The sequence below is a fragment of the Clostridia bacterium genome (assembly GCA_034926675.1).
Taxonomy (GTDB): domain Bacteria; phylum Bacillota; class DTU025; order DTU025; family DTU025; genus JAYFQW01.
The window spans coordinates 54980-76281 of sequence record JAYFQW010000012.1 but is presented as its reverse complement, the minus strand read 5'-3'; the positions used below and the strand labels follow the sequence as shown (position 1 = coordinate 76281).

The window sequence follows — 21302 nt, the reverse complement described above, 5'->3', positions numbered from 1 at the left end:
ATCCGGTCTGGAATCACACGAACCAAGCGCCGTCTGTCGGAACATCCATGTCCTCAGGCAACACCAATCCCATATCCGTATAGCAGGACGGGTCCTTGAGGACATGCACCATCCCTTTCTCACCTCCCATTGAACTCACCAAGCCGTTCCGCTCGAGCGCGAAGAACACATTCGGGTAGACCTGAACCACATACGGCTGCAGGCGCCTGAGAACGCGGCGGGACAGCGCGTACTTGGCAGTCTCGATCAGTTCGCGCGCCTCTTCGTCCCACGGGATGACGATGGACATGAGCGCTGAGTCGATCACACTGAACTCTTTGGCCATGCTCTCAAACTGGAAGTCAAGCTTTCCACGGCCTGTCTCAGAGAGCTTCATGATCTTGCACTTGTCGAGCTGGTCACGCTCGACATCGTAGAGCTTTTCGAAGTAGTGCTTAACTGTACCCAGTCCAAGAGGGTCATTGCCGCTGCGAAGGGCTATCTCGGCAACGGCCGCAGTCCTCTGGAACCAACCTTGCGGTGGGTGATCAACCGGCTCGAACATGAAAAGCTGACCTCTATGAAGCTTCCCTTCGCGATTGCACCTGCCCGCGGCCTGCGCCGCCGAGTCGAGACCGGTATATGCGCGGAATACTGTCGGGAAGTCGACATCCACTCCGGCTTCGATGAGCTGCGTGGAGACAACCCTGCACGGCGTTCCGTCTCGTAGCGACTGCCGGATGGAGTCGAGCTGCGCGCTTCTGTGACGTGGGCACATGCAGGCGCTCAGGTGAAATGCTCCGGGTTCCGATGAAACCAGCTTGTACAGCTCTCGAGCGTGCGCACGCGTGTTCACGATGCAAAGCGTCTGTGGGAACTGCAGCATTCTCTCAGCCAGTTCCGCGTCATGGAGCGGCCCCAGACGAGCGACATCCACCCTGCGAAACTCTTCATAGAGGCGCGGCGGGTCGGGCGCGATCTCACGTATCGCTGTGCCCTGCGGAAGCAATCCCTCCAGCGCAGGCTGTGTTGCCGTGCACAGAACTACCGTTGATCCGTAGTTGGCTGTGAGTTCGCGGAGCACGCCGAGGCATGGCTGAAGATGGTGAGTAGGCAGCATCTGAGCCTCGTCCATGATGATGACACTCTTGGCCATGTTGTGCAGCTTGCGGCAGCGTGAACTCTTGTTGGCGAACAGCGACTCGAAGAACTGCACGCTTGTGGTGACCACCAGCGGCGCGTCCCAATTCTCCGTGGCGAGGTAGAGGCGTGCAACCTGATCCGTCCAATCGTCCGAGTCTTCCCCAGGATATTCGAAGTTGCTGTGATGCTCCAATATGGCCTCAGGCCCGAGAGCTTTCCTGAACACTTGCGCATTCTGCTCGATGATGCTGGTGAAGGGAATGACGTATATGACTCGGCAAAGCCGGTGCATCGCGGCGTGCCTCAGTGCGAAGGCCAGCGATGACAAGGTCTTCCCGCCTCCTGTGGGCACGGTGAGGCTGAAGAAACCGGGAGACTGCGCAGCACTGTCGATGCAGGCCCTGAGGATGGCGGCGCGACCGCGGTTTACCGGGGTATCCGGGGCGGATGCCGACAGCTGATCGAGGTAGTGCATGAGACGCTGTTCCAGTTCACGTATGCTGGGATAGCTGATCGAGCGGGGGAACGCCTTGTCGCCGTCGAAGGCGCGTTCCGTGTCGAGGAAGTCAGCGTCGACAATGCACGAATAGAGCATCCTGATGAAGAACTGCACGCTGAAACCAGGCTGCCCGGGAAGGGGCAAGATGGGGAGCCTCATGGTGGACCGATCTGGGAAGCTGAGGCCGTCGCTCGAAAACGCGCTGTAGTCGCAGGGTTTGGACTTGAGGCGCGCAGCTAGCGAGCGCTCGTCTTCGACACTGCCGTAGTCCGGGATGCCTCTGTGATGGCCTGATATGGCGTAGGCGAGCACCTTTCCCATGCCAGGCCCATACAGCTTCACGGCCTCTTTGGCCCCTGCAGTGGAATGGTCTACACGGATAGGCGCACCTTCCAGGCGTTTCTGGAATTCATGAGAATACTTGCCCAGGTCATGAAGCATGCCGGCAACCTGGGCGAACTGCGAGGCTCCGAACGCCGCCGCATAGCCCGCACCGATATCCGAAACCGCCTCGAGGTGCTTCTTGAGCGACTGCCAAGTGGATTTGTCCGTACCGCTAGAGTGTGCATAGTACACTGCGAACGCGCTCCTCTCTAAATGAAGGCGTCTTGCGAGTGGCTGACCATGCCATCTACTAGTACATATACCACTAACTTGCGAAAGTCCCTCTAGCTTTTTGGGCAATGGCAACAGCAAGATGAACAGGCAATCGCGATGTGGTGAATGGCGCAATGAAGTACAACGGTCGACTGCTGGACATGCTGCTAGATTGTGTTGGGCGCCTCACCGAACGCGACAGCAAGTGTGCGAGATCATCTGAACTGCGGTGTTTGGGTGAATCCGAGTGCGCCGGATTGGACGCGCTACACAAGAATAGCCCAAACGTTTCAATCCACGCGTGCCGGTGAGGAGCAACGTAAGTATAGCGCAAACGAAAAGAATCTTCAAGTGATGCAGGAATTCAGAAAGTCAAGTCAAATACAACAGCACGAAACCAATAATGTGGAATTACCATAGGATCATATATATATTATCACAACGTATTCCCATAGAGAAAGGAAGAAGTGTACATGCGTGACGATGTAGCGCTCGTGTCGCGAGCTCTCGAACAAGTCGATACTCTGATACTCCTGGTAGGCGGGAATCCCCTTCCCAATGCCGTATCAGCCAAAGCGCTTCTGGCTAACGGAGGTCATGTTGTTTTGGTTGAGTCGAGAGAGACCAAAGGCATCGCCGACAGACTCGCGGAACACTTGAGGCGCGAGCAGGTCTTGGCGCCATCCTTGGAACACACGTGTGTGGAACCGGACGATCCGAGGGATGTGAGACTGCACGTCAACAGCATCCTCAGGACTGTCCCTTCGGATCACAGAGTTGGCCTCAACTACACAGGGGGAACCAAAGTCATGGTGGCCCATTCTTACTACGCGGTACGGGAGTGGGCTAAGGAGAATCACCGCTCAGTGCAGTTCAGCTATCTTTCGCCTGACGGGCTCCGAATGGTTGTGGAGCCATATGACGGATGTGGACCGTGTCTGCAGTTCAGCCTCGGGACAACGGTGAGCATGTCGTTCGATGACCTACTTGAACTACACGATTGGGAACTGGCGGAGGCTCCCCGGCGATCAGGTACAGCGCTGGGGGGGCTGCGATCCGCGCTGATCCAGATGCAGTGTAACGAGAAAGCGCGGGATGACTGGAGAGATACGGTGGTCGATCCACTCAGAAAGGCACTAGATCGTCTCGAACAAGCGCATAGCACTACGCCAGCCAAAGCGTCAGCATGCGAGAACGAAGTAGGTTCCATGATAATGGGTTTCCCGAGCACTCCGTTTCTGGCGAATTCCTTAGCTGAGGCTACTGGAACGGTGAGAGGGGGGGGTCTCGAGCCAGATGGCGTGAATGGCGCCCATTTGGATATTCGGATATCGGATGCGGCAAGAAACGCTGGGTTCTCGAATTGTCGAGACTTCCTGTCTTGGTTGTGTGGAGGATGGCTAGAAGAATGCGCATTCATGGCCTTCAGCGATATCGCCGAGGAATGCGGGCTGCACGACATCATGTGGAACGCGACAATTCGGGCGCAGCACAGCCAGTTTTCAGAGGATCAGTCTGTGGGATTCGAGATAGACTGTGTGGCAATGCGAGGATACCAAGTGTTCGTCGTATCGTGCACAAGAGACAAGAAGGCGAAGATCAGAAAGTGGAAGCTCTTCGAAGCCCACATGCGTGCTACTCAGCTGGGTGGCGATGAAGCACGGTTCGCCCTAGTGTGTACGTCTGATCGACCGGAGTTGGTAAAGGAGGAATGCCGAAGAGATCTGCTTACCGAAGGGCAAGCTCCTGTTGAGGTGTTTGGCGCCAGAGATCTCGCGTTCCTCCCAGAGAGACTCAAGAAGTGGATTCTGGGGTGACAAGGGGGTGTTGACTGATCATGAAGGTAGTCGTAGCGGACGTGTCTTCTATTCAGAGCTATGTGTTCAGAGGCAACCTGCTCCGCGAGAATATTGGAGCCTCGCGTCTTGTGTCGCTCGCGTCTGACGAATGGGTCAGGGAGAGTCTGAAGGATTGTCCCGGCGCTCGGCTGATATACGCTGCCGGAGGAAATGCGGTTGTGGAGTTCGATGATGATGCCCAGGTCACAGTCTTTGCTCACGCGCTCTCACACTTGGTGATCACGCGGGCTCCTGGGCTCAATGTCGTTCTAGGCTCTGCCGGGTACGATGGACGCTGCAACCTTGCTGCGGCAGTTCAGAGGGCCTTCCGTGATGTTGCAGACAGGAAGCAGCGTACCGCTCCAGATGCGCCATTGATGGGTCTTGGAGTCACTGCTGCATGCCGGTCGACCGGGCTTGCGGCTGTCGGAGTGACGGACATGATTGGGCAGGATCCATCGACTGTAGTGGAGGCCTCGGCTGAGGTGCTTGCCAAGAGGAACGCCACCGACGATGCCAACCAGGCCCTGAGAGTACGCTTCGGATGTGAGCTTGGCAGTCGCTTCGACTTCGCAACTGAGTTCGACCAACTGGGAAGGGACGTAGGAGAGTCAAGCCGTTTTGCCGTGGTGCACATAGACGGTAACAGTGTGGGAAAGCGCTTCCAGTCGGTTCTCATGAAGCATCAGAATGATGGTGATGCCTGTGCGGAGGCGCTACGTGTCTTGTCACGCGAGGTCACAGGCATAGCTAATGGAGCGCTTGCCAGGACCATCAGCACTCTGATTCGATCGGCGCATGAAGGGGCGATTTCGGCCCCGGATTGTCGCAAGGCTACCCCGGCCAAGATAACCCTTGAGTCCATGCACGGTAAGTCACTCCTTCCCTTCAGGCCTATACTGCTGAGTGGAGATGATTTCACTTTCGTATGCGACGCACGAGTGGCACTTCCCTTAGCGGCAGAGTTTCTCAAACACTTCGGGGCAAGGGATCTATCAGACGGTGGTGGACCGCTCACGGCGTGTGCGGGCATCGCGATGGTGAAGGCGCACTATCCGTTTGCATGGGCCTACGATATGGCCGAAACGCTTTGCCAAAACGCAAAGCGCTATCGCATGGAGCACAGGAGACTCGAAGCCTCATCCTGCATGGACTGGGACGTCGCAGCGGCAGGGTCGGTAGGTGTTCTTCATGAGATCAGGGACAGAGAGTACAGGACTGCTTCGGGTAGACTCAGCCTTCGTCCTGTCACACTGGACTCGAATCCCATACACCCCTATCGATCGTGGGAAGTGATAGACCGCCTCGTCGCGGAATTCCAGGGTCCGGAGTGGAGCGGCAGTCGCAGCAAAGCAAAGGATCTGGCCGGAGCCCTCATGCGCGGACCTGACGCAGTCAGACGGTTCCTCACTGTCTACAGAGAGGGCAGAAGCCTTCCCGACCTTGACCCGGAGTTTCCGGATTTTGCGCAGACCGGATGGCACGCGGATCAGTGCGGATACTTTGATGCCATTGAGCTCATGGACTATATCGTCCCGCTGAGTGGATCGTCGCGAGGAGGTGCCTGAAGTGCAGTCGTTTCTGAACATCGAACTGCTGAGCGACACGGCTTTCGGAAGCGGGAAGGGGGCCACGGGAGCAGTGGACATCGAGGTTGAGCACGATCCAGTTATCGGCCTTCCGATAATCCCGGGAAGGTCGGTCAAGGGACTGCTGGTTGAGGAGTGCTTCAACATCCTCTATTCACTGGAGAGCGCCGGAAGCCCGGGCATCGAACGTGCACGCGAGGCTGCGGCTCTCCTGTTCGGAACGCCTGGAAGCCAGGCGGGCGCTGAGGGAAACCTGCACATTGCCGACGCGACGCTGCCGGTTCCCCTATGCGTAGCAGTGCGTGCAGCCATTACCGAACCAACGAACAAGGCAGTCACGCTCTCGCCAGTGCAGGTGCTAGAGTCCCTTACCGATATCCGGAAGCAGACTGCGGTAGACCAAGTCACCGGAGCTCCACAGCGCAACACGCTGCGCTCCACACGCGTCGCGACACGAGGGCTGTCGTTCTTGGCGCCACTGTCATTCACTAGTGTTGCGTCAGATGCACAGCTCAGTCTGTTAACCGCATGTGCACTGGGGGTCAGGCGGGGGGGTCTCTCAAGGAATCGGGGGCAGGGCAGGCTGTCAATCCGATTCCTTGAGTATCGGGCTGGTGAAGCAGCGGTCGATACTACCATGGCCCATTTTGCGGATTTCGAGCGACTGGCGAGGGGTGATGCACGGTGAGAGTACTGCGTTACACGGTCACTCTAGTGCAGCCGGTGATCCTGTCAAGTCTCGGAGGAGATCCGAATAGCTCGGTTACTTACAACTTCATACCGGGTACGGTCTTGCGCGGTGCCGCCATCTGGGCATACCTCAGGCGGAATGGATCTACCGATCTAGATGCGACTGATCCAGTGGTACAGAGGGTCTTCTTCGGTCGCACCACCCGGTATCTCAATGGCTATATCGTTGACAAGAGCGGCAGGCGCGCCTTGCCTATGCCGCTTTCGTGGCGTGTTCGAAAGCATACATCCCAGCCTGTTTTCGACCTAGCCGTGACAGAACCCGAAGACGACATGTCCGAACGTCCCAAAGCGAGCTTCTGCGCCCCCGATCGCCGGGATGCGCTACTCGTGAGCCCTCAAACAGAGCTGGCCATACACTTAGCGCGCGACAGGGCCGCCGGCAGGCCTGTTAGGGGGTCCGGCGCAGTCTTCAGATACGAGGCGTTATCGCCAGGTCAGGTGTTCGAGGCTGCGGTGGTTTGTGATGAGGATGCGGACGCCGATGTCATTCGCGGGTTACTAAATGGCGAGTCGCATCTGGGACGATCGAGAACCGCAGGCTATGGTCGAGTCACATGGGAGCTCATCGGAGACTCTGAGGAATGGCAGGAGGTCCCTGAGGCGGATAGCAGGATTGTGCCCTTGAAGCCGAATTCCACTGCCACGATAACGCTTCTCAGTGACGCGCTGCTCCGGAATGAGTACGGCCAAAGCTGTGCTGATGCTCGGAGCATTGCTGCGGCAACGGCGGAAGCGCTCGGCCTTGCCCAAGCGCCGATGGTGGATAAGGCTTTTGTGAGAATGCGTTGGATTGGAGGGTTCAACCGTAAGTGGGGCCTGCCGACCCAGCAGGAAGCGGCGGTGATGATGGGCAGCGTGGTCCAACTGCGGTTTCGAGAGAACGTGGATGCCGACCGACTCTTGGCACTCGAGGAACGAGGGTTAGGTGAACGTGTCAGCGGAGGGTTTGGGCGTCTGGCGATCAACTGGCATGAGGAGCCGTCCTACGAGCGCTCATACGGCTTTGGCCCATACGTGGTCGACTCGCGAGTGCCGGAGTTTGACGGAGCGAGCGAGCGGATTGCCAAGAAGATGGTCGAGCGCATACTGCGGTCGAAGCTTGATGCGGCGGTTACCATAGCGGCGGTGTGTCTGATGCAGGAGTCGGGCGTAGGCGTCCGACCGCCCAACTCGCAGTTGCAGCAGGTGCGTTCAATAGTCCTGAACTGCATAGAACTGCCGCCTGACCAGGGGACGGCGCGCCTGAATGAGTTTCTTGAGCACATCGAGGCCCGCACCTCGGCCAGCAGAGCGTTCAGCCGTGGGATGATCGGCGGCGGGCCATGGCTCAAGTGGCTCAAGTATCGTGTGAATCACCCGGCTGAGATATGGATTGCGATCGGAGCAGCCGAGAGTACTGACAGCGTTCCCGCGATTGGACCGGTTGATCCCGCCCGTATCGCCGGTACGCTGCAGTACGAGTACAATTTGAGGTTCGTTGAGTCAGTAATAGGCCTTGCAGTCAGGAGTTCACGGGAGGTGAGCAGATGACAACCGAGTATTGGGCGGGCGCGCGTTCGCGACAGGTAGCGACCCGACTGATCGTCGAATTCACGCTTACCCTGGACTCGCCGGCTCATCTGGGCGGCGTAGAGAGTGAGGGGTTGACCGACATGCCCTTGCTCCGAGACCGATCCGGAGGAGGCCCGCTTCTGACAGGTGCAAGCATTTCGGGCGCCCTGAGATCATACCTCCGGGAGCGACAGCTGGGTTTTGGGCAGAGGGAGACCAGTGAATCGCTATCGGCGTTGCTGTTCGGAGCAGTCCAGAACTCCGAGGTCGGGGAGGGCGTCCAGAGTCCACTCATAGTGGAAGACTCATTTGGCAGGACGAGCGGAATAGAGATTCGGGATGGAGTCCGACTTGAACCCCGCCTGCGTGCTGCGGCTGATCGCGCCAAGTTCGACGTAGAGCTATGGCGGGCCGGCACCGAGTTCCCTGTCAGGATGGAATTGTGCATTAGTGAGTCTTGCAACTCTGATCCTGAGGCGGACCTGAGGAAGGCACTGGTCTCAGCCCTTTGGGGTCTCATTGATGGCTCGATCACGCTTGGAGCACGCAAACGGCGAGGCTACGGAAGGATCAGAACATCTGGGTGGCGTGTCAGGCAGTACCATCTGAGGCAAGTGGACGATCTGGTACAATGGCTCGTCCACGGCGCTGAGCCGCTGGGGTTGGAGTATGCGGTTGAGCCCTGCGATCTTGGGAAAGTCATCGGTGCCGAGGCGGTGCCCGATAGGCGCAGAATGCTGAGAATCAAGGCGAAGTTCGGTTTGATGGGGGCGATGTTGATTCGCTCCGCCGGGAGCACGGGCGATATGGAACCCGACATGGTGCACATCCACAGCATGGGCTCAGACGGAATCCTGCACCCTGTGGTTCCTGGAACCAGTCTGGCCGGCGCTCTCCGAGCGCGTGCACTGCGCATCGCCAGTCTGCAGACTGACCGTGACCGCGCCAAGCAGATGATAGACGGCCTTTTCGGATCCAGCAGAGTGACAGACGCCGCCTCGGAGGAACCCATTGCCAGCCGGGTAGAGGTTTCAGAATCTCGGATCGACGGAGGCGTCACTAATCTAGTTCAGGGCAGAGTCAGCATCGACAGGTTCACGGGAGGCCCCCGCGAAGGTCGGCTCTTCAACGAACAACCGGTCTTCGGCAGTGAGAACACCGTATTCGAGACTTCGATAACGGTCAAAGATCCGTCTCCGTGGGAACGCGGGCTCATGATACTGCTGCTTAAGGATCTGTGGACTGGCGACCTTCCCATTGGAGGCGAAGTAAGCGTCGGCAGGGGCAGGCTTGCGGGGAGAGAGGCTAGATTGACATTTGACAACGATACGTCAACGATAACGGAGACCGCTTGCGGGCTCAACGTAACCGACCCGAGCGGGTTGCTTGAGAGATCAGTGCGGGATTTCACAGCGCACTGTCAGGAGGAACGACCATGAGCGAGTGGAAGCGAGAGATACATAGCTGCGCGCCCACGGTTGTCTCCGTAGACCTTGCACCGCTCGTATCGGATCCGGCGGCATGGGCAGAAAGCACCATGAGAAGCTTGCAGCTTAAGTGGCTTCTGGCACACTCGGGCAACGGCGTAACCTGGGGGAAGCTAGGCGAGAACGGGCTTGCCACATCTGATCGATGTGCTTCCGCCATCTCTCCAGCGCTTTGCGGCGAGAGCTTGCACGATATTCGTCTGTTTGGAAACCTCGGTGAGGTGTTTGCCTGGCGAACTGGGTCTGGAGCATTTCGATGCAGAGCTATCCTGGATGAGGCGATGGACGCATGTGTTCGCGGAACATCAGGTGTTAGGCCATTGCTAACTGAGTATTTCGACGAAGATCAGATCCTGTGGGGAACTCGCATCCTGTACGCCCGCAGTGGGTTCACCCGAGTCCGGGACGGGTCGCAAGGCCTTGAGCACGCTGTGCCTCTTGAGTTGGACAACATGTGCGGAATCTGGGACGGGAAGACTAGACCACTGCGCCTTAAGGTACGTCACTATCTTTCGGAGGACGACATGGGTGCGATGCGCGTATCGGCCAGCCGTCTCGTAGATCTCTTCGTGGAGGCGAGAACATGAAACTGCCCAAACAGGTGAGGTTTGGTTCAGATCGGTCGCCTGATAAGGCCTGGGCGCCCTACAACTTCGTTCCCCTTCCCGAGAAGGTGATCCCCAGAGCCGGGGAGCTTCCAGGCCATGATGCGTACGACCCCGACCTTCTGAGCGGCTACTTCGACGTGGAACTGGAGACGAAATCGCCTACCTTTGTGCGGGCGCCCATCAGTCGCGAGGACTTCGATAGGATAAGCTCTGCTATAGGATACAGCGAGGATATGAAGAAGCATTTCGGTAACCGTGTCGCCAATCGACCGGAGTTCTTTCACACCGGCGATCCGAATCGCCCAGTGATCCCCGGAAGTAGCTTGAGAGGGATGCTACGCTCAGTGGTTGAGATCATAACATACAGCAAGGTGTGCTGGGTGAGCGACAGCAAGCTAGTATACCGCGCTGTGGCGGACCGGAGCGCGCTAGGAAATTGGTATCGCGAACAGATGATGGGAAGGAATCGCGCCAGGAATCGCGACGGAATGGAGTTCGATTACCCATCTCCAAACCTGAGGGGCGGCTATCTGGAGATTGTGAATGGAAAGCGTTTCATACGTCCAGCCGTCAAGCGCGAGGGCGAGTCGTTCATTCACGTTGAGCGGAGACATACAAAGCAGATTGTCAAAGATGGAACCAAGACCGGATGCTACACCGCGTTCGTCATCCCTCAGAAGAGAGCCGTTTCAGAGCGGCGCCCCCGCCGAGGAAACCGATTCGCTCTCAACCTTGCTCTTGCCCCGGAAGTCAATGTTCGCGATGTTCCCGGAGTACCGGGCGCATGCGAGGCATCACTCGTAGTTACTGGATCGGTTGGTAACCGCAAGCATATGGACTGTGCGATATGGGAGCCAGATAAGTCAGCCCAGCTGATACCGATACCTGGTGAGATGTGGCAGGCGTTCATCGAGGATCAGAGTATGACGCGAGGGATCGAGGGACGCAAGATAGGCCTTGATGGCAAGGCCAGTATGGCTTCGCCTCACAACGCGGTTTTCTACCTCGTCAATCCCAGGACTAACCCTGCCGAACTTGTGTTCTTCGGACCTACGATGATGTTTCGTCTGCCATACGGGCATAGTCCGCTCAGCCTGATCCCGAAAGAGATCAGGGATCCAGAATTCGTCGACTATACTGAAGCGATATTCGGCTTCACTCCGGAGCCCGCATCCGGCAGCAGCGATTCCTCCTGCAAGAATCCTGCACGCATGGCGCGTTCAGGGAGAGTATCGGTGACTGATGCAGTGCTTGCCGACGGTCAGTCTAGTGATGGCATATGGATCACTGGCAGTGACGGAAAGCCTCTTGTTCCCCAGATACTTAGCTCGCCCAAACCGACGAGCTTCCAGAATTACCTGGTTCAGACGAGCTCGGGAAAGGACGACCTGCATCACTATGATTCCCGGGAAGGCTGTACTACCATCAGAGGCTCCAAACGTTATTGGCACGCGGGCGATCCAGATTGCCGAGCGCTTGAGACCGCTGACATTGGGAATGGGCCCAATAAGGCGAGTACGCAGAATACTCAGATGAGGCCTGTGAAAGCCGGAGTAAGATTCGCATTCCGCGTATACTTCGACAACCTAACAGACGTTGAGCTTGGTGCGCTTTGCTGGGCTCTTGCGCCAGGGCACGCGAGTGGAGCGGATGGAGCAATCATGTACTGCCACAGCCTCGGCATGGGCAAACCCTTGGGCATGGGAGCGGTGCGACTCGATGCCACCCTTCACCTTATCGACAGGCAGGCGCGATACCAGTCTGCTTTTGAGAGCTCGGTACCGCGAAGCGATTGCGCGGAATCCCGCAGCATCAACTGGGAAACGGGGGAAGTGAAGCCAGGTGAATCTCTATCGGACTGCTCGGTGCTCTCAGAGTTCACTGCGTCCTTCGAGAGACTGGTAATCAGCAAACTTCACCTTGAGGCCGAGGCGAAACGACTGAGCGATGTGAAACGAATAGCGTGCCTTCTGAAGCTCATGGAGTGGCCTGGTCCGGCCATTGGGCCCGGATTCTCAGTGCCAGCAGGCATCGCACGGGCAGATTCTGCCAAACGCTCTGGGAGCAGGTACATGACACCCCAAGACATGAGGAACCGTCCAGTGCTGCCTTCCCTTGAGCCTGAGATATTCGGAGAGCTCACAGGAGGTTGTGAGCCTGAGGGATAGGAGAAGGTCAAACCAAAGGTGTCATGCTAACCCGATGCAGGAGCGTAGAGTCAACGATGATACTGTGCATGGGGGCGGCCGTCAGCGAGAGCAGGGCCGCCCAACACTTCTACGCACGTCACCGGTTGTGTGATGCCCAATCTCTCCTTGACTGATCCACTATCGTGTTTCCAGCGGCACGCTAGCATATATGCGCGGCCATCTTGAAGGGACATGAACTCGCTGCGCATGTCTGGCTACGAACAGTTCGGCAGCCCGTCGCGGGTCCGGCTCGCAGACGAACTCTCTACCCCAACTTCCGCACTCGGGCACGCGTTTTCGCCTGATTCGTAGGAGGGCGTAAACTGAAAGCCGTGGTAGAACGCATTCCGTCTTCTCGGAAAGCTCAAATAGTGACTAAAACATGTGCATATTTCTCTTACATATGGTCACGTCTTGTCAAGTGGTGTAAATCGCTTCTTCGATTCTCCTCGGAGTCGATCCTCGCTAATCTCTTCCGGCCGGTTTGTGTGTACAGTTTGCCTATGCGTCAGATACGGAAACGCGGACAGCAATGCCTCGGTCGGTGGGCGCCGCCCCGCCTAGGAGCCGCACAGGGGGCTCCTTGTAGGCGGCGGCGCTGTGTAGAGCGAAACTCATGTGATCGTGCTCTGCCTGCCTAGAGGCAACCATCTCGACTCGATCAAGGGTCTACTCCACTGGAGGCAGCGCCACAGCTGCATCGACTGGCAGCAGCAGCTTGCCCATGGATTTCTGGCTGAAATACCTGCGCAGTACGATCCACTCATCGTTCTGCTCTATCATCACCGATCCAAGAAGCCTGAGCGCTGAATCGGCATTAGGGAAAATGCCTACTACGTCAGCGCGGCGCTTGATCTCCTTGTTTAGCCTTTCGAGAGGGTTCGTCGAGTGAATCTGCCTGTGGTGTTCCTTCGGAAACGCCATGTACGCTAGGATATCGTCTTCGCATGCGCAGAGCATTTGCGCTGCCTTGGGGAACCTTCCTTCTAGGGTAACCGCAACTTGCCGGAGCTGAGCCTTGGCGGTCGCCTGGTCGGGTTGAGCGAATATCGTCCGGATGTAGGCTGCAACCATTTGCTGAGCGGCCCGAGGCACATTGGCAAGCGCGTTGCGCATGAAATGCACCGTGCATCGTTGCCACGACGCCCCAAGCAAAGTCTTCTGGGTCGCTTTCTTCAGCCCGTCGTGGGCGTCGCTTATCACAAGCTTCACTCCGCTAAGCCCGCGAGATACCAGGCCTTTTAGGAACTCATGCCAGAACGCCTCGGTTTCGCAAGGCCCTATGGCGAAACCGAGAGTCTCACGATCCCCGGTCATCTTGACGCCGAGCGCTATGACCAGGGCCATGCTCACAACTCGGTGGTCGGATCTGACCTTTAGGTACGTAGCATCCAGCCACACGTACGGGTAGGGTCCCTCAAGAGGCCTGCTACGAAACCGGTTGATCTCCTCATCTAGCTCTGCGGTAATCCGCGAGACCTCGCTCTTGTCAATGCCGTCCAAGCCCAGAGCCTTTACGAGTTCGTCCACCTTTCGAGTGCTGACCCCGTGAACGTACGCCTCCTGGACTACGGACAGGATAGCCTTCTCCGTCATTCTCCGGGGCTCCAGGAAGCCTAGAAAGAACGTTCCCTTGAGTCAGAAGCTGCGCGCCGTCCCTGAGAAAATCAGCGTCCTCGTCCATCCCCATCTGGCGGAGAATGTCCAGCAGTGATACATTTCTCTTGGCAGCTGCCATCGTGGTTGCCCCCTCGGATTGTATTTGCATTACACCCGAAGAGAACCACATGGCGGCTGTCCCTGTCAATACGCTCAGGATCCTCCCGCTGGGTTTACACCACTACCGAGGACACTAACCAGTTGTGAGCTGACCGAGCTCGCACGTAGCAGTCCCTGAGCAGAGTCCGAAAACCCATACAGGGAGCTCAAGCTGATGCGAAAGAAGACGAAAAGGAACCGGGGAATGCACATGTGGCCAATGCAGTGCTACACACGTCGGACCAGCTTGCTTCAGGCGGAAAGCCTCCGATATCGCGGCAAGCCTTCCCGCCGATGCATGGCAAACGATAGAATGCAACAAAGCAGTACTAGTATCCAGGCATACCTAGATGCATCAGATCAATATTGAAATTCGGGCCGACACAGGTTGCGCAAATCATGCCCTGATGCTCGTATTTCAGTATCGTCTGGAAAAACACAATCTCATTGGGTTTGCCAAATGCGTCTCTTCTGAACCTGTACTGCACTTCCTCCCCAGACCCGACATAATGAGCCTTGTCGGCGCTCCAGCGTCCCGCATTATCCATATACTCAACATCAAATGGCCCAGCAAACAGGTGCAGCACTTTCACGGTCTGGCTACACATGTTCTTGAAGGTTACATACTGCTCATCCCACGTACTAGATCTATATGTAACAGCCATTATGTTCCCGTTAACCGCTTCTGCGGGCTCAACAATAACGAAACCGTCGATTGTCTCCTGACATCGCCGCCCATCCTTAGTGATCACTGTAAATCCGGTAACCTCGGTAGTACATAGTGGATTCTCAACTGACACCAATACAATAGCGCGGCCCGCTGACTGTATTATTCTGAACCCTAGCGTCTTCAAAGTGTGGTCTGATACAGGAATCACTCCCACAATGTCCTCTGGCACTATATCGGCAGGCAGAACGTATGGAAGTTGTGCTGTGCTACGGCCTCCTAACGGCGCCCCATAGCATACTCTATAGGAAACGCCACTAGCCGAACAACTATCGCCGGTCGCATATGCACTTACCGGCAAGGCAACCAGAATTAACAGAGTCAACCAGATCCTTTTCACAGAGACCATACCCCCTCTATATACCAACTACGCCAATAACATCCTGTTGTCCACTGCATTCATCCCCCTTTGGGCTGCGGTTACCGTAAACGCCGGTCTGTATCAACAACGGTCCATGAAACGCAGAGCCTGTTAGCAAGGACAAGCTAACCAAGTACCGTCTGCCTCTACAACTTATATTCGACTTGAGCCCGTGTGTGTCTCTAGTACTGTCTCCTGCCCATTATCCAACTCCACATACTTGGCTATTAGCCTGTATGGAAAAACGCGGTCACCGTGGTAAATACGGACACCCCACTCTGTCCTTACAATAACAGATAATGCCGTAAAATGGCCATCGCATTGGTCGCGTTTGCCGTATTGTTTGAGCGCTAGGTTCCTCGGCTGGGCCGAGGTGTTAGCAAACAGGGCGCTCGTGTTCTCGCCACTGGTCGTTTACACCATATCCCGCGGTACCCGACTCAGCCATTTCGTCTGGTCTCGGCAGAGGACTATGACGGGTCCCAGGTCCTCGTCCCACGCCTACAGCATCCCGGCGGACCCCAACCGGTGCGGCCTGGGAGGATTCGCGCCCAGCCATGATGAATCCTAACGCAGGTAGAAAGGAGATGCGAACGGAATGAGCACGAGCTCTGGAAAGGGCCCCATCGGGCCGCAGCCGCAACCGCCGTGTAGTTGCGACCGAGTGTCCGTTGTCCGCGGAGATATCACAGAGCAGCACGTCGACGCCATAGTCAACGCCGCCAACACCACACTGTTCGGCGAAGGCGGTGTGGACGGCGCAATACATCGAGCGGCCGGCCCTGAGCTACTCGCCGAGTGCAGGGCGATTGGAGGCTGCAACACCGGCGATGCCGTCATCACCAGAGGATACCGGCTGCCCGCGAAGTATGTCATACATACAGTGGGCCCGATCTGGCAGGGCGGCAGCGCGGGCAAAGCGGACCTTTTGGCCGCCTGCTACAGGAACTCGCTGATACTCGCAGCAAAACACGGTGTTCGCACTTTGGCATTTCCGTCGATCAGCACCGGAGCGTATCACTATCCCCTGGAGCAGGCCTCGCAAATCGCCATGAGAACCGTGACGCGGCACCTTGAGGTCGATCCGTCCATAGATGAAGTGATATTCGTGTGCTTCAACGAGCGCACTCGCGATGCGTATCAGCGCGCGCTGGACGCGGAACTCCCCATACGCTGATTCTGCACCTCGCTACGGCGCCACAGCCTGGGCGACCTTCGGAGCGCCTCACCCGCCGGAGTGTCTTGCTGACGCGCACGATGCTGCCTGCGGTATGTCTACCAACTACGACCAGGAGGGGGCAAGGCGCCATGGGAGAACAGAAGATCGCCCGGTTCTACGATTCTGACGTACAGCGCGAATGGGCAAGGTTGGATCGCCACCGAACGGAGTTTGCCGTAACCAGCCGCGCGCTAGCCGAATACCTTCCCAAGCCCAAGGCAGACCGAGACACCCGCACGGTACTGGACTGTGGAGGCGGTCCGGGACGCTATTCGATGCTCCTCGCTTCACTTGGCTATCGGGTTACACTGCTGGATCTATCAGCCGCTAGCCTCAAGTTCGCGCAACGGAAGGCGAAAGATCTGGCGCTGGAGATTGCAAACTATGTACACGCGTCAGCTACTGATCTGAGCATGTTCGAGGACGAGCAGTTCGACGCCGTGCTACTGATGGGCCCTCTCTACCACCTCCTAGACGAACAGGACCGAAGGCGCTGCCTAACAGAATCACGGCGGATACTACGTCCGGGGGGCGTGATTTTCGCCACATTCATATGCCGGTACGCTGCCTTTCGCGACCTCGCTAAGTGGAGCCCGGAGCGCCTCTCAGACGACTCGGACATCATGATGCGGTTGCTGAGTGATGGAACGTTGGAGCTTGATATCGGCTCTGCGTTCACCGACTTCTACACTGCACACCCTAATGAGATAGCTCCGATGATGAAGACGGTCGGGTTCCAAACTCAGGCACTGCTTGCTCAAGAGGGAATCGTGAGCATGATTGAGGACAAGGTGAACAAGCTTGAAGGCCCCTCGTGGGACGCATGGGTAGACCTGAACTATAGATGCGCATCAGATCCCAGTATTCACGGCGGCGCAGAACACCTCCTCTACATCGGACGGCGGCGATAGCCACGACGTCCGCAGGCCCCCCATTTTCAGCCAGCGGGAGGCTGCGGACGCGGAGCTTAAGCCAGGCTGCGCCCTTCGGACCAGCCTACCCCCTGCTGACCTGCCTGACTGGCCGGGCTTCGATGTACCCGCGGTAACCCATGGGGGCAAGCTGGAATCTGGGCGCATCTTCGTCGGCCCACTCGAACCCATAGATCTCGGGTTTGTACCTTTCCATGACTTCCCACAGCTCCCCGATGGCTTCCTGGAAGTGGCAATCATCGTACGGCTCGCCCTGGAAGACCATCATCTTGCACGGAGGCAGGTCCATCACCTCGAACCCGTCCGGAACCTCGCCGCAGAAGTCGGCAGGAACCTCCACACCCTGAACATACGTCGACGTGCCGGGTTTGATCATGCTTGCGGGCAGCCACATTCCGATCGGCTCATACATCGCTTCCCTGATGCGCGACAGAGCATCCCACACGTCACAGCCCATCTCGCCGCAGTACTCGAAGTAGTGCGTGGCCTTGACTCCTCGCCTCAGGATGACTTTTCTCGCTGGGCGCTCAACCACCTGGACAAAGACTGTCTTCGCAGCCTCACCTGTGGCCATCTCTATCTCCCCTTTCTGAAGTTTGAGGTAGCGATCGCGCGCCCGGTCGGGCATGAACAGACATATGGGCCTCAGATTCCTGCGGTAGTCGACAGGGGACACGCCGAACTGCTTAGAAAAGGCCCTCGAAAACCCCTCTTGACCTAGCTTGCGGAGAAGCGATCCGTCTGTGCCAAGTTCGACATCGCCGATTGCGCTCCTTCGGGCCGACTCCTAGACTGCTGCACCCGGGATGAGACGAGGGTGAGTCGAAGGGGCAGAGTACATTATCTGTTGCAGGATAGCCCGGATTGCAGGGACACACCCAGCTTTGCGAAAATCCTCGCTGGAGACAGCACAAAGCAGAAAGGACGGCGACGACCATGTCAGAGCCCCGACACATGCGCCTAACTCTGCTATTAGCAGCGGTTTATTTGCTTACCCTGTCGGCCGGCGTTCTAGACTCATCTGTAACACTCGTCAACGGAACTACACGCGATGCTCTGGCAAACGAAAGAGTGCCGTCCTGACGAAACCATCTACATGCTTGTGCGCGGATACTCAAGCTCACACAAGCCCGACACCCCGTACACTCTGAGGGCGGAATTCCGGGAGGCTCGCGATGTCTTCGAGCCTAACGACAGCATCCAACAGACATCGACCGTTGTGTCGGGCAGGCAGTTCGATTCCTTCATCTACCGACCGGGAGATGTCGACTTCTATCGGATAGACGTATCATGGCCATCCACCATCAAGGTAACGTCTACCCAGCCGGCAGACTACCATCTTTCCATTGTAGACAGCTCCGGAGCGAAACAGCTGTACGGAGGCAACTTAGGCACTCCTGGACAAGACATGTTCCTTGAGGGCGATGTGTACGAATCGGGCGCCTACTACGTGCTGATGCGAGGCTACAGCTCAAGCGCTTACAACATGCACACTCCGTACAACATGAAAATCCAGGTCAAGCTGGCGCTGCACGATTCCGCAGAGCCCAACGACTCGGCGAGCCAAGCCAGGGGCCTTCAGCTCGGGCAACCGGTGACCGGAGTCATACCCACCGACACCGATCAGGACTGGTGGTACTTCGACACGCCGCTTCTTGGCAAGGTGCGGATCACGTGCGCACAGCCGGCCGACTTCAGGCTGAGAGTGGTGGATTCCACCGGGAAAGAGATAGCCTATAGTGGACCCAGGAATTTGGACACTGCAGCGAGGAGAAATACGATAGACTGTGCCCATGAGAAAGAGCTACACACCGTCATTCAAGGCCAAAGTCGTAATGGCGCTTCTCAGGGAGGATAGGCCCCTATCCAAGATTGCGTCCGAGGTAGGCGTATCCCCTTCGCTGTTAGTTCGCTGGAAATCTACTGCCGTTGAGAACACGACGAGCCTGTTCGCTGACGAAGGGCGCTCGCAGGAAACGCTGAGAGCCGCCCACGAACGGGAGCTCAAGGAGCTTTATGCAGAGATCGGGCGGCTGAACACTCAGCTAGCTTGGTCAAAAAAGGACTGGCATCAACAAGCGGATTCAGCGCTACATGAGCGACATGCAGATCGCCGGGATCTGCCCGGGGCCGAACCTGAGCCGCCGCGGTCTTCAGAGCAGGCTATATCCTTACCTGTTGTGCTGTCCGCAGTCAGGAAGGCGTTAGGCGTAGCCAGGCCAGACTTGGCATTGGGGACTACATCGGGTTTTACAATGACCTCAGGCCTCATCAAGCGCTAGCATACAGGACTCCGGCTGAGGTGTATCTGGGGTAAAACAGGCGGACCGCCCCAGCAGCCTTCAGTATGGGGGGAGGTGCGATCCGCGGATGTTAAGGCGGGGGTCTTCTGCACGCTCATGGCGCCCTGTGCATAAGTCTCGCCATGTGTGGGTCAAGCCAGCGTCCCGGCGCCCCGGCGAAGTACACCCCTGCGCCCGGGTCCCGCAGAGCACCCCCTGGGGACTACGCCAAGGACCACCCTCACCCCTCTCAAGCGCACGGGGCATTGCTTAAGAAACCCATTAACGGTGTCTTGACGAAGGGGCCCCCCATAAAGTGTCAATCAGCGCCTTGGTGTGATAAACTCTCCAATGTACGCTGCCAGACGCAGTGTCTCAGAGGCGGTAGCTGTTGTTAATCGTCTAGCGAGGCGGAGTGTAATGAGCGAAGCTGAATGATGTGAGGTGCGACGACGAAAACCATGGGAAGTATCATGCTGTTCGCTGCGATTGCAGTTGAGCTGGTATTTGCGGCGTATTGCATTCACTCAAGATCATATCAAGCGACAGGCAGAAGCATCATGCGCATAATCGCCTTCGCTGTGTTCGTCCTGCTGATGATAACGTCCATCATAGAATGGAGTCTTCGCTGGTATGCTTTTGCAGCATTGCTGCTGATATGGGCGCTGCTAGGCGCGATAGCACTGGTACGGAGAGATCGTGATGGTGCAGCATTCAGAATCGGCAGCGTCATCAGAAAAGCAGTTCTGGCGCTTTTGGCTGTACTGCTTGCCCTCAGCCCTGCCCTGATATTCCCGCAGTGCAAACCGCTGAAGACCACCGGCGCGTATGGCATAGAAACGGTGGCCTACACCTATACCGATGAAAGTCGCATCGACACGTATTCCGACGCCGGCGGACCTAGAAGACTCACTGTGCAATACTGGCATCCCGAAGACGCCGACGGCAAATACCCGCTTATCGTCTTCTCTCATGGGTCGTTCGGAGTGAAATCGAGCAATCTGTCGCTATACAGAGAGCTGGCAAGCCACGGTTATGTTGTGTGCTCAATCGACCACACATACCAGTGCCTGTTCACCGCCGACACAGACGGGAGAGTATCGTTGATTGACAGAGGTTTCATGCGTGAGATCCTAGCTGAGGACGCAAAGCGCGACAAGGTGCAGAGCTGTGAGTACTATCAGAAGTGGATGGGAGTACGCACAGGCGACCTGAACTTCGTTATCGACTATGCCCTCAGCCAGGCAGCTAGCAGCGATCCTGATCCTGTATACGCACTCATAGATATAACGAAGATCGGCGTTATGGGGCATTCGTTGGGAGGTTCTACCGCATTGGGAATTGGTCGACTCAGGGATGATGTGGGCGCGGTTATTGCCTTGGAGTCGCCCTTCATGTGCGATATTGTAGGCGTCGAAGACGGGGAGTTTGTGTGGAATGACGAAACGTATCCCGTACCCGTGCTGAACATCTACTCAGACAGCTCATGGAGTCATCTGGATGAACTGCCGCAATACGCAGCGAATGCGAAATTGCTTGCGGATACGGAGGCGATCTCCTACAGCGTGCATATGCGAGGGTCAGGACACCTCTCTTTGACAGATCTGGCGCTTACGAGTCCATTGCTTACACGGATGCTGAATGGACGGAAAGCAAGTATAGACACAAAATACTGCCTAACCACCATAAGCCAGTTGGCGCTGGAGTTCTTCGACTGCTGCCTAAGAGGAAAAGGCACGTTTGCGCCACAGGCATCTTACTGAGTGCGAGGCGCAGAGGAGGCATTTGTC

Annotated in this window: 14 protein-coding genes and 3 pseudogenes; 13 read left to right on the top strand and 4 right to left on the bottom strand. The window is 57.0% G+C overall.

Features of this window, described 5'->3' with window-relative positions:
* Positions 1 to 13: 13 nt before the first annotated feature.
* Positions 14 to 2197 (bottom strand): CRISPR-associated helicase Cas3', encoded by a 2184-nt coding sequence (gene cas3 / locus VB144_05045; protein MEA4883022.1) that lies wholly within the window; start codon positions 2195 to 2197, stop codon positions 14 to 16.
* 494 nt (positions 2198 to 2691) lie between these two features.
* Between cas3 and VB144_05040 the strand changes: the two genes are divergently transcribed.
* The 7 genes from VB144_05040 to VB144_05010 are packed head-to-tail and all read left to right on the top strand — an operon-like array spanning position 2692 to position 12212.
* Positions 2692 to 4035, top strand: coding sequence for a hypothetical protein (locus VB144_05040; GenBank protein ID MEA4883021.1), 1344 nt, complete (start codon positions 2692 to 2694; stop codon positions 4033 to 4035).
* Positions 4036 to 4055: 20 nt separating this feature from the next.
* Positions 4056 to 5624 (top strand): hypothetical protein, encoded by a 1569-nt coding sequence (locus VB144_05035; protein ID MEA4883020.1) that lies wholly within the window; start codon positions 4056 to 4058, stop codon positions 5622 to 5624.
* 1 nt (position 5625) lies between these two features.
* Positions 5626 to 6333 (top strand): RAMP superfamily protein, encoded by a 708-nt coding sequence (locus tag VB144_05030; protein MEA4883019.1) that lies wholly within the window; start codon positions 5626 to 5628, stop codon positions 6331 to 6333.
* Entirely contained in the window at positions 6330 to 7928 is a 1599-nt protein-coding gene (locus tag VB144_05025; protein MEA4883018.1) for a hypothetical protein, read from the top strand. Before VB144_05030 ends, VB144_05025 begins: the two co-directional genes overlap by 4 nt.
* The gene (locus VB144_05020) at positions 7925 to 9388 is read left to right on the top strand and encodes an RAMP superfamily CRISPR-associated protein (protein ID MEA4883017.1); all 1464 of its coding nucleotides are present in this window, start codon (positions 7925 to 7927) and stop codon (positions 9386 to 9388) included. Before VB144_05025 ends, VB144_05020 begins: the two co-directional genes overlap by 4 nt.
* Positions 9385 to 10023 (top strand): CRISPR-associated protein Csx19, encoded by a 639-nt coding sequence (gene csx19 / locus VB144_05015; protein ID MEA4883016.1) that lies wholly within the window; start codon positions 9385 to 9387, stop codon positions 10021 to 10023. The genes VB144_05020 and csx19 overlap by 4 nt, the downstream gene beginning before the upstream one ends.
* Positions 10020 to 12212 (top strand): TIGR03986 family CRISPR-associated RAMP protein, encoded by a 2193-nt coding sequence (locus VB144_05010; protein ID MEA4883015.1) that lies wholly within the window; start codon positions 10020 to 10022, stop codon positions 12210 to 12212. Before csx19 ends, VB144_05010 begins: the two co-directional genes overlap by 4 nt.
* A 690-nt stretch (positions 12213 to 12902) precedes the next feature.
* Here VB144_05010 and VB144_05005 read toward each other — a convergent pair.
* Both VB144_05005 and VB144_05000 read right to left on the bottom strand, forming a co-directional pair.
* Positions 12903 to 13844 (bottom strand): annotated as a pseudogene (locus VB144_05005) (IS256 family transposase).
* 476 nt (positions 13845 to 14320) lie between these two features.
* On the bottom strand, positions 14321 to 14743 hold the full coding sequence (locus tag VB144_05000; GenBank protein MEA4883014.1) for a hypothetical protein: 423 nt from the start codon (positions 14741 to 14743) through the stop codon (positions 14321 to 14323).
* Between the two features lie 934 nt (positions 14744 to 15677).
* On the opposite strand from VB144_05000, the gene VB144_04995 reads away from it, so the two are divergent.
* Positions 15678 to 16256 carry an O-acetyl-ADP-ribose deacetylase gene (locus VB144_04995; protein MEA4883013.1) on the top strand — a complete coding sequence of 193 codons (579 nt, stop codon included), beginning with the start codon at positions 15678 to 15680 and terminating at the stop codon, positions 16254 to 16256.
* Between the two features lie 131 nt (positions 16257 to 16387).
* Positions 16388 to 17209, top strand: a complete 822-nt coding sequence (locus VB144_04990) for a class I SAM-dependent methyltransferase (protein MEA4883012.1) — start codon at positions 16388 to 16390, stop codon at positions 17207 to 17209.
* An 85-nt stretch (positions 17210 to 17294) separates the two neighbouring features.
* Here VB144_04990 and VB144_04985 read toward each other — a convergent pair whose 3' ends face one another.
* On the bottom strand, positions 17295 to 17804 hold the full coding sequence (locus tag VB144_04985; GenBank protein ID MEA4883011.1) for a GyrI-like domain-containing protein: 510 nt from the start codon (positions 17802 to 17804) through the stop codon (positions 17295 to 17297).
* Between the two features lie 477 nt (positions 17805 to 18281).
* Here VB144_04985 and VB144_04980 point away from each other — a divergent pair, with 477 nt between their 5' ends.
* The 4 genes and pseudogenes from VB144_04980 (at position 18282) to VB144_04965 (ending at position 21275) form a co-directional block, all read left to right on the top strand.
* Complete coding sequence (locus VB144_04980; GenBank protein MEA4883010.1) at positions 18282 to 19088, top strand: hypothetical protein; 807 nt, start codon at positions 18282 to 18284, stop codon at positions 19086 to 19088.
* Positions 19024 to 19218 (top strand): annotated as a pseudogene (locus tag VB144_04975) (transposase). Before VB144_04980 ends, VB144_04975 begins: the two are co-directional and overlap by 65 nt.
* Before the next feature lie 224 nt (positions 19219 to 19442).
* Positions 19443 to 19547, top strand: a pseudogene (locus VB144_04970) (integrase core domain-containing protein).
* A gap of 426 nt (positions 19548 to 19973) precedes the next feature.
* Positions 19974 to 21275: an alpha/beta hydrolase gene (locus VB144_04965; protein ID MEA4883009.1), complete on the top strand. Its 1302-nt coding sequence runs from the start codon at positions 19974 to 19976 to the stop codon at positions 21273 to 21275.
* The last annotated feature ends 27 nt before the right edge of the window (positions 21276 to 21302 follow it).

Coding starts and splice junctions, on each gene's coding strand:
- VB144_05040 (MEA4883021.1), top strand. CDS start 2,692: ATGCGTGACGATGTAGCGCTCGTGTCGCGAGCTCTCGAACAAGTCGAT.
- VB144_05035 (MEA4883020.1), top strand. CDS start 4,056: ATGAAGGTAGTCGTAGCGGACGTGTCTTCTATTCAGAGCTATGTGTTC.
- VB144_05020 (MEA4883017.1), top strand. CDS start 7,925: ATGACAACCGAGTATTGGGCGGGCGCGCGTTCGCGACAGGTAGCGACC.
- csx19 (MEA4883016.1), top strand. CDS start 9,385: ATGAGCGAGTGGAAGCGAGAGATACATAGCTGCGCGCCCACGGTTGTC.
- VB144_05010 (MEA4883015.1), top strand. CDS start 10,020: ATGAAACTGCCCAAACAGGTGAGGTTTGGTTCAGATCGGTCGCCTGAT.
- VB144_04995 (MEA4883013.1), top strand. CDS start 15,678: ATGAGCACGAGCTCTGGAAAGGGCCCCATCGGGCCGCAGCCGCAACCG.
- VB144_04990 (MEA4883012.1), top strand. CDS start 16,388: ATGGGAGAACAGAAGATCGCCCGGTTCTACGATTCTGACGTACAGCGC.
- VB144_04985 (MEA4883011.1), bottom strand. CDS start 17,804: ATGGCCACAGGTGAGGCTGCGAAGACAGTCTTTGTCCAGGTGGTTGAG.
- VB144_04980 (MEA4883010.1), top strand. CDS start 18,282: ATGCTCTGGCAAACGAAAGAGTGCCGTCCTGACGAAACCATCTACATG.
- VB144_04965 (MEA4883009.1), top strand. CDS start 19,974: ATGGGAAGTATCATGCTGTTCGCTGCGATTGCAGTTGAGCTGGTATTT.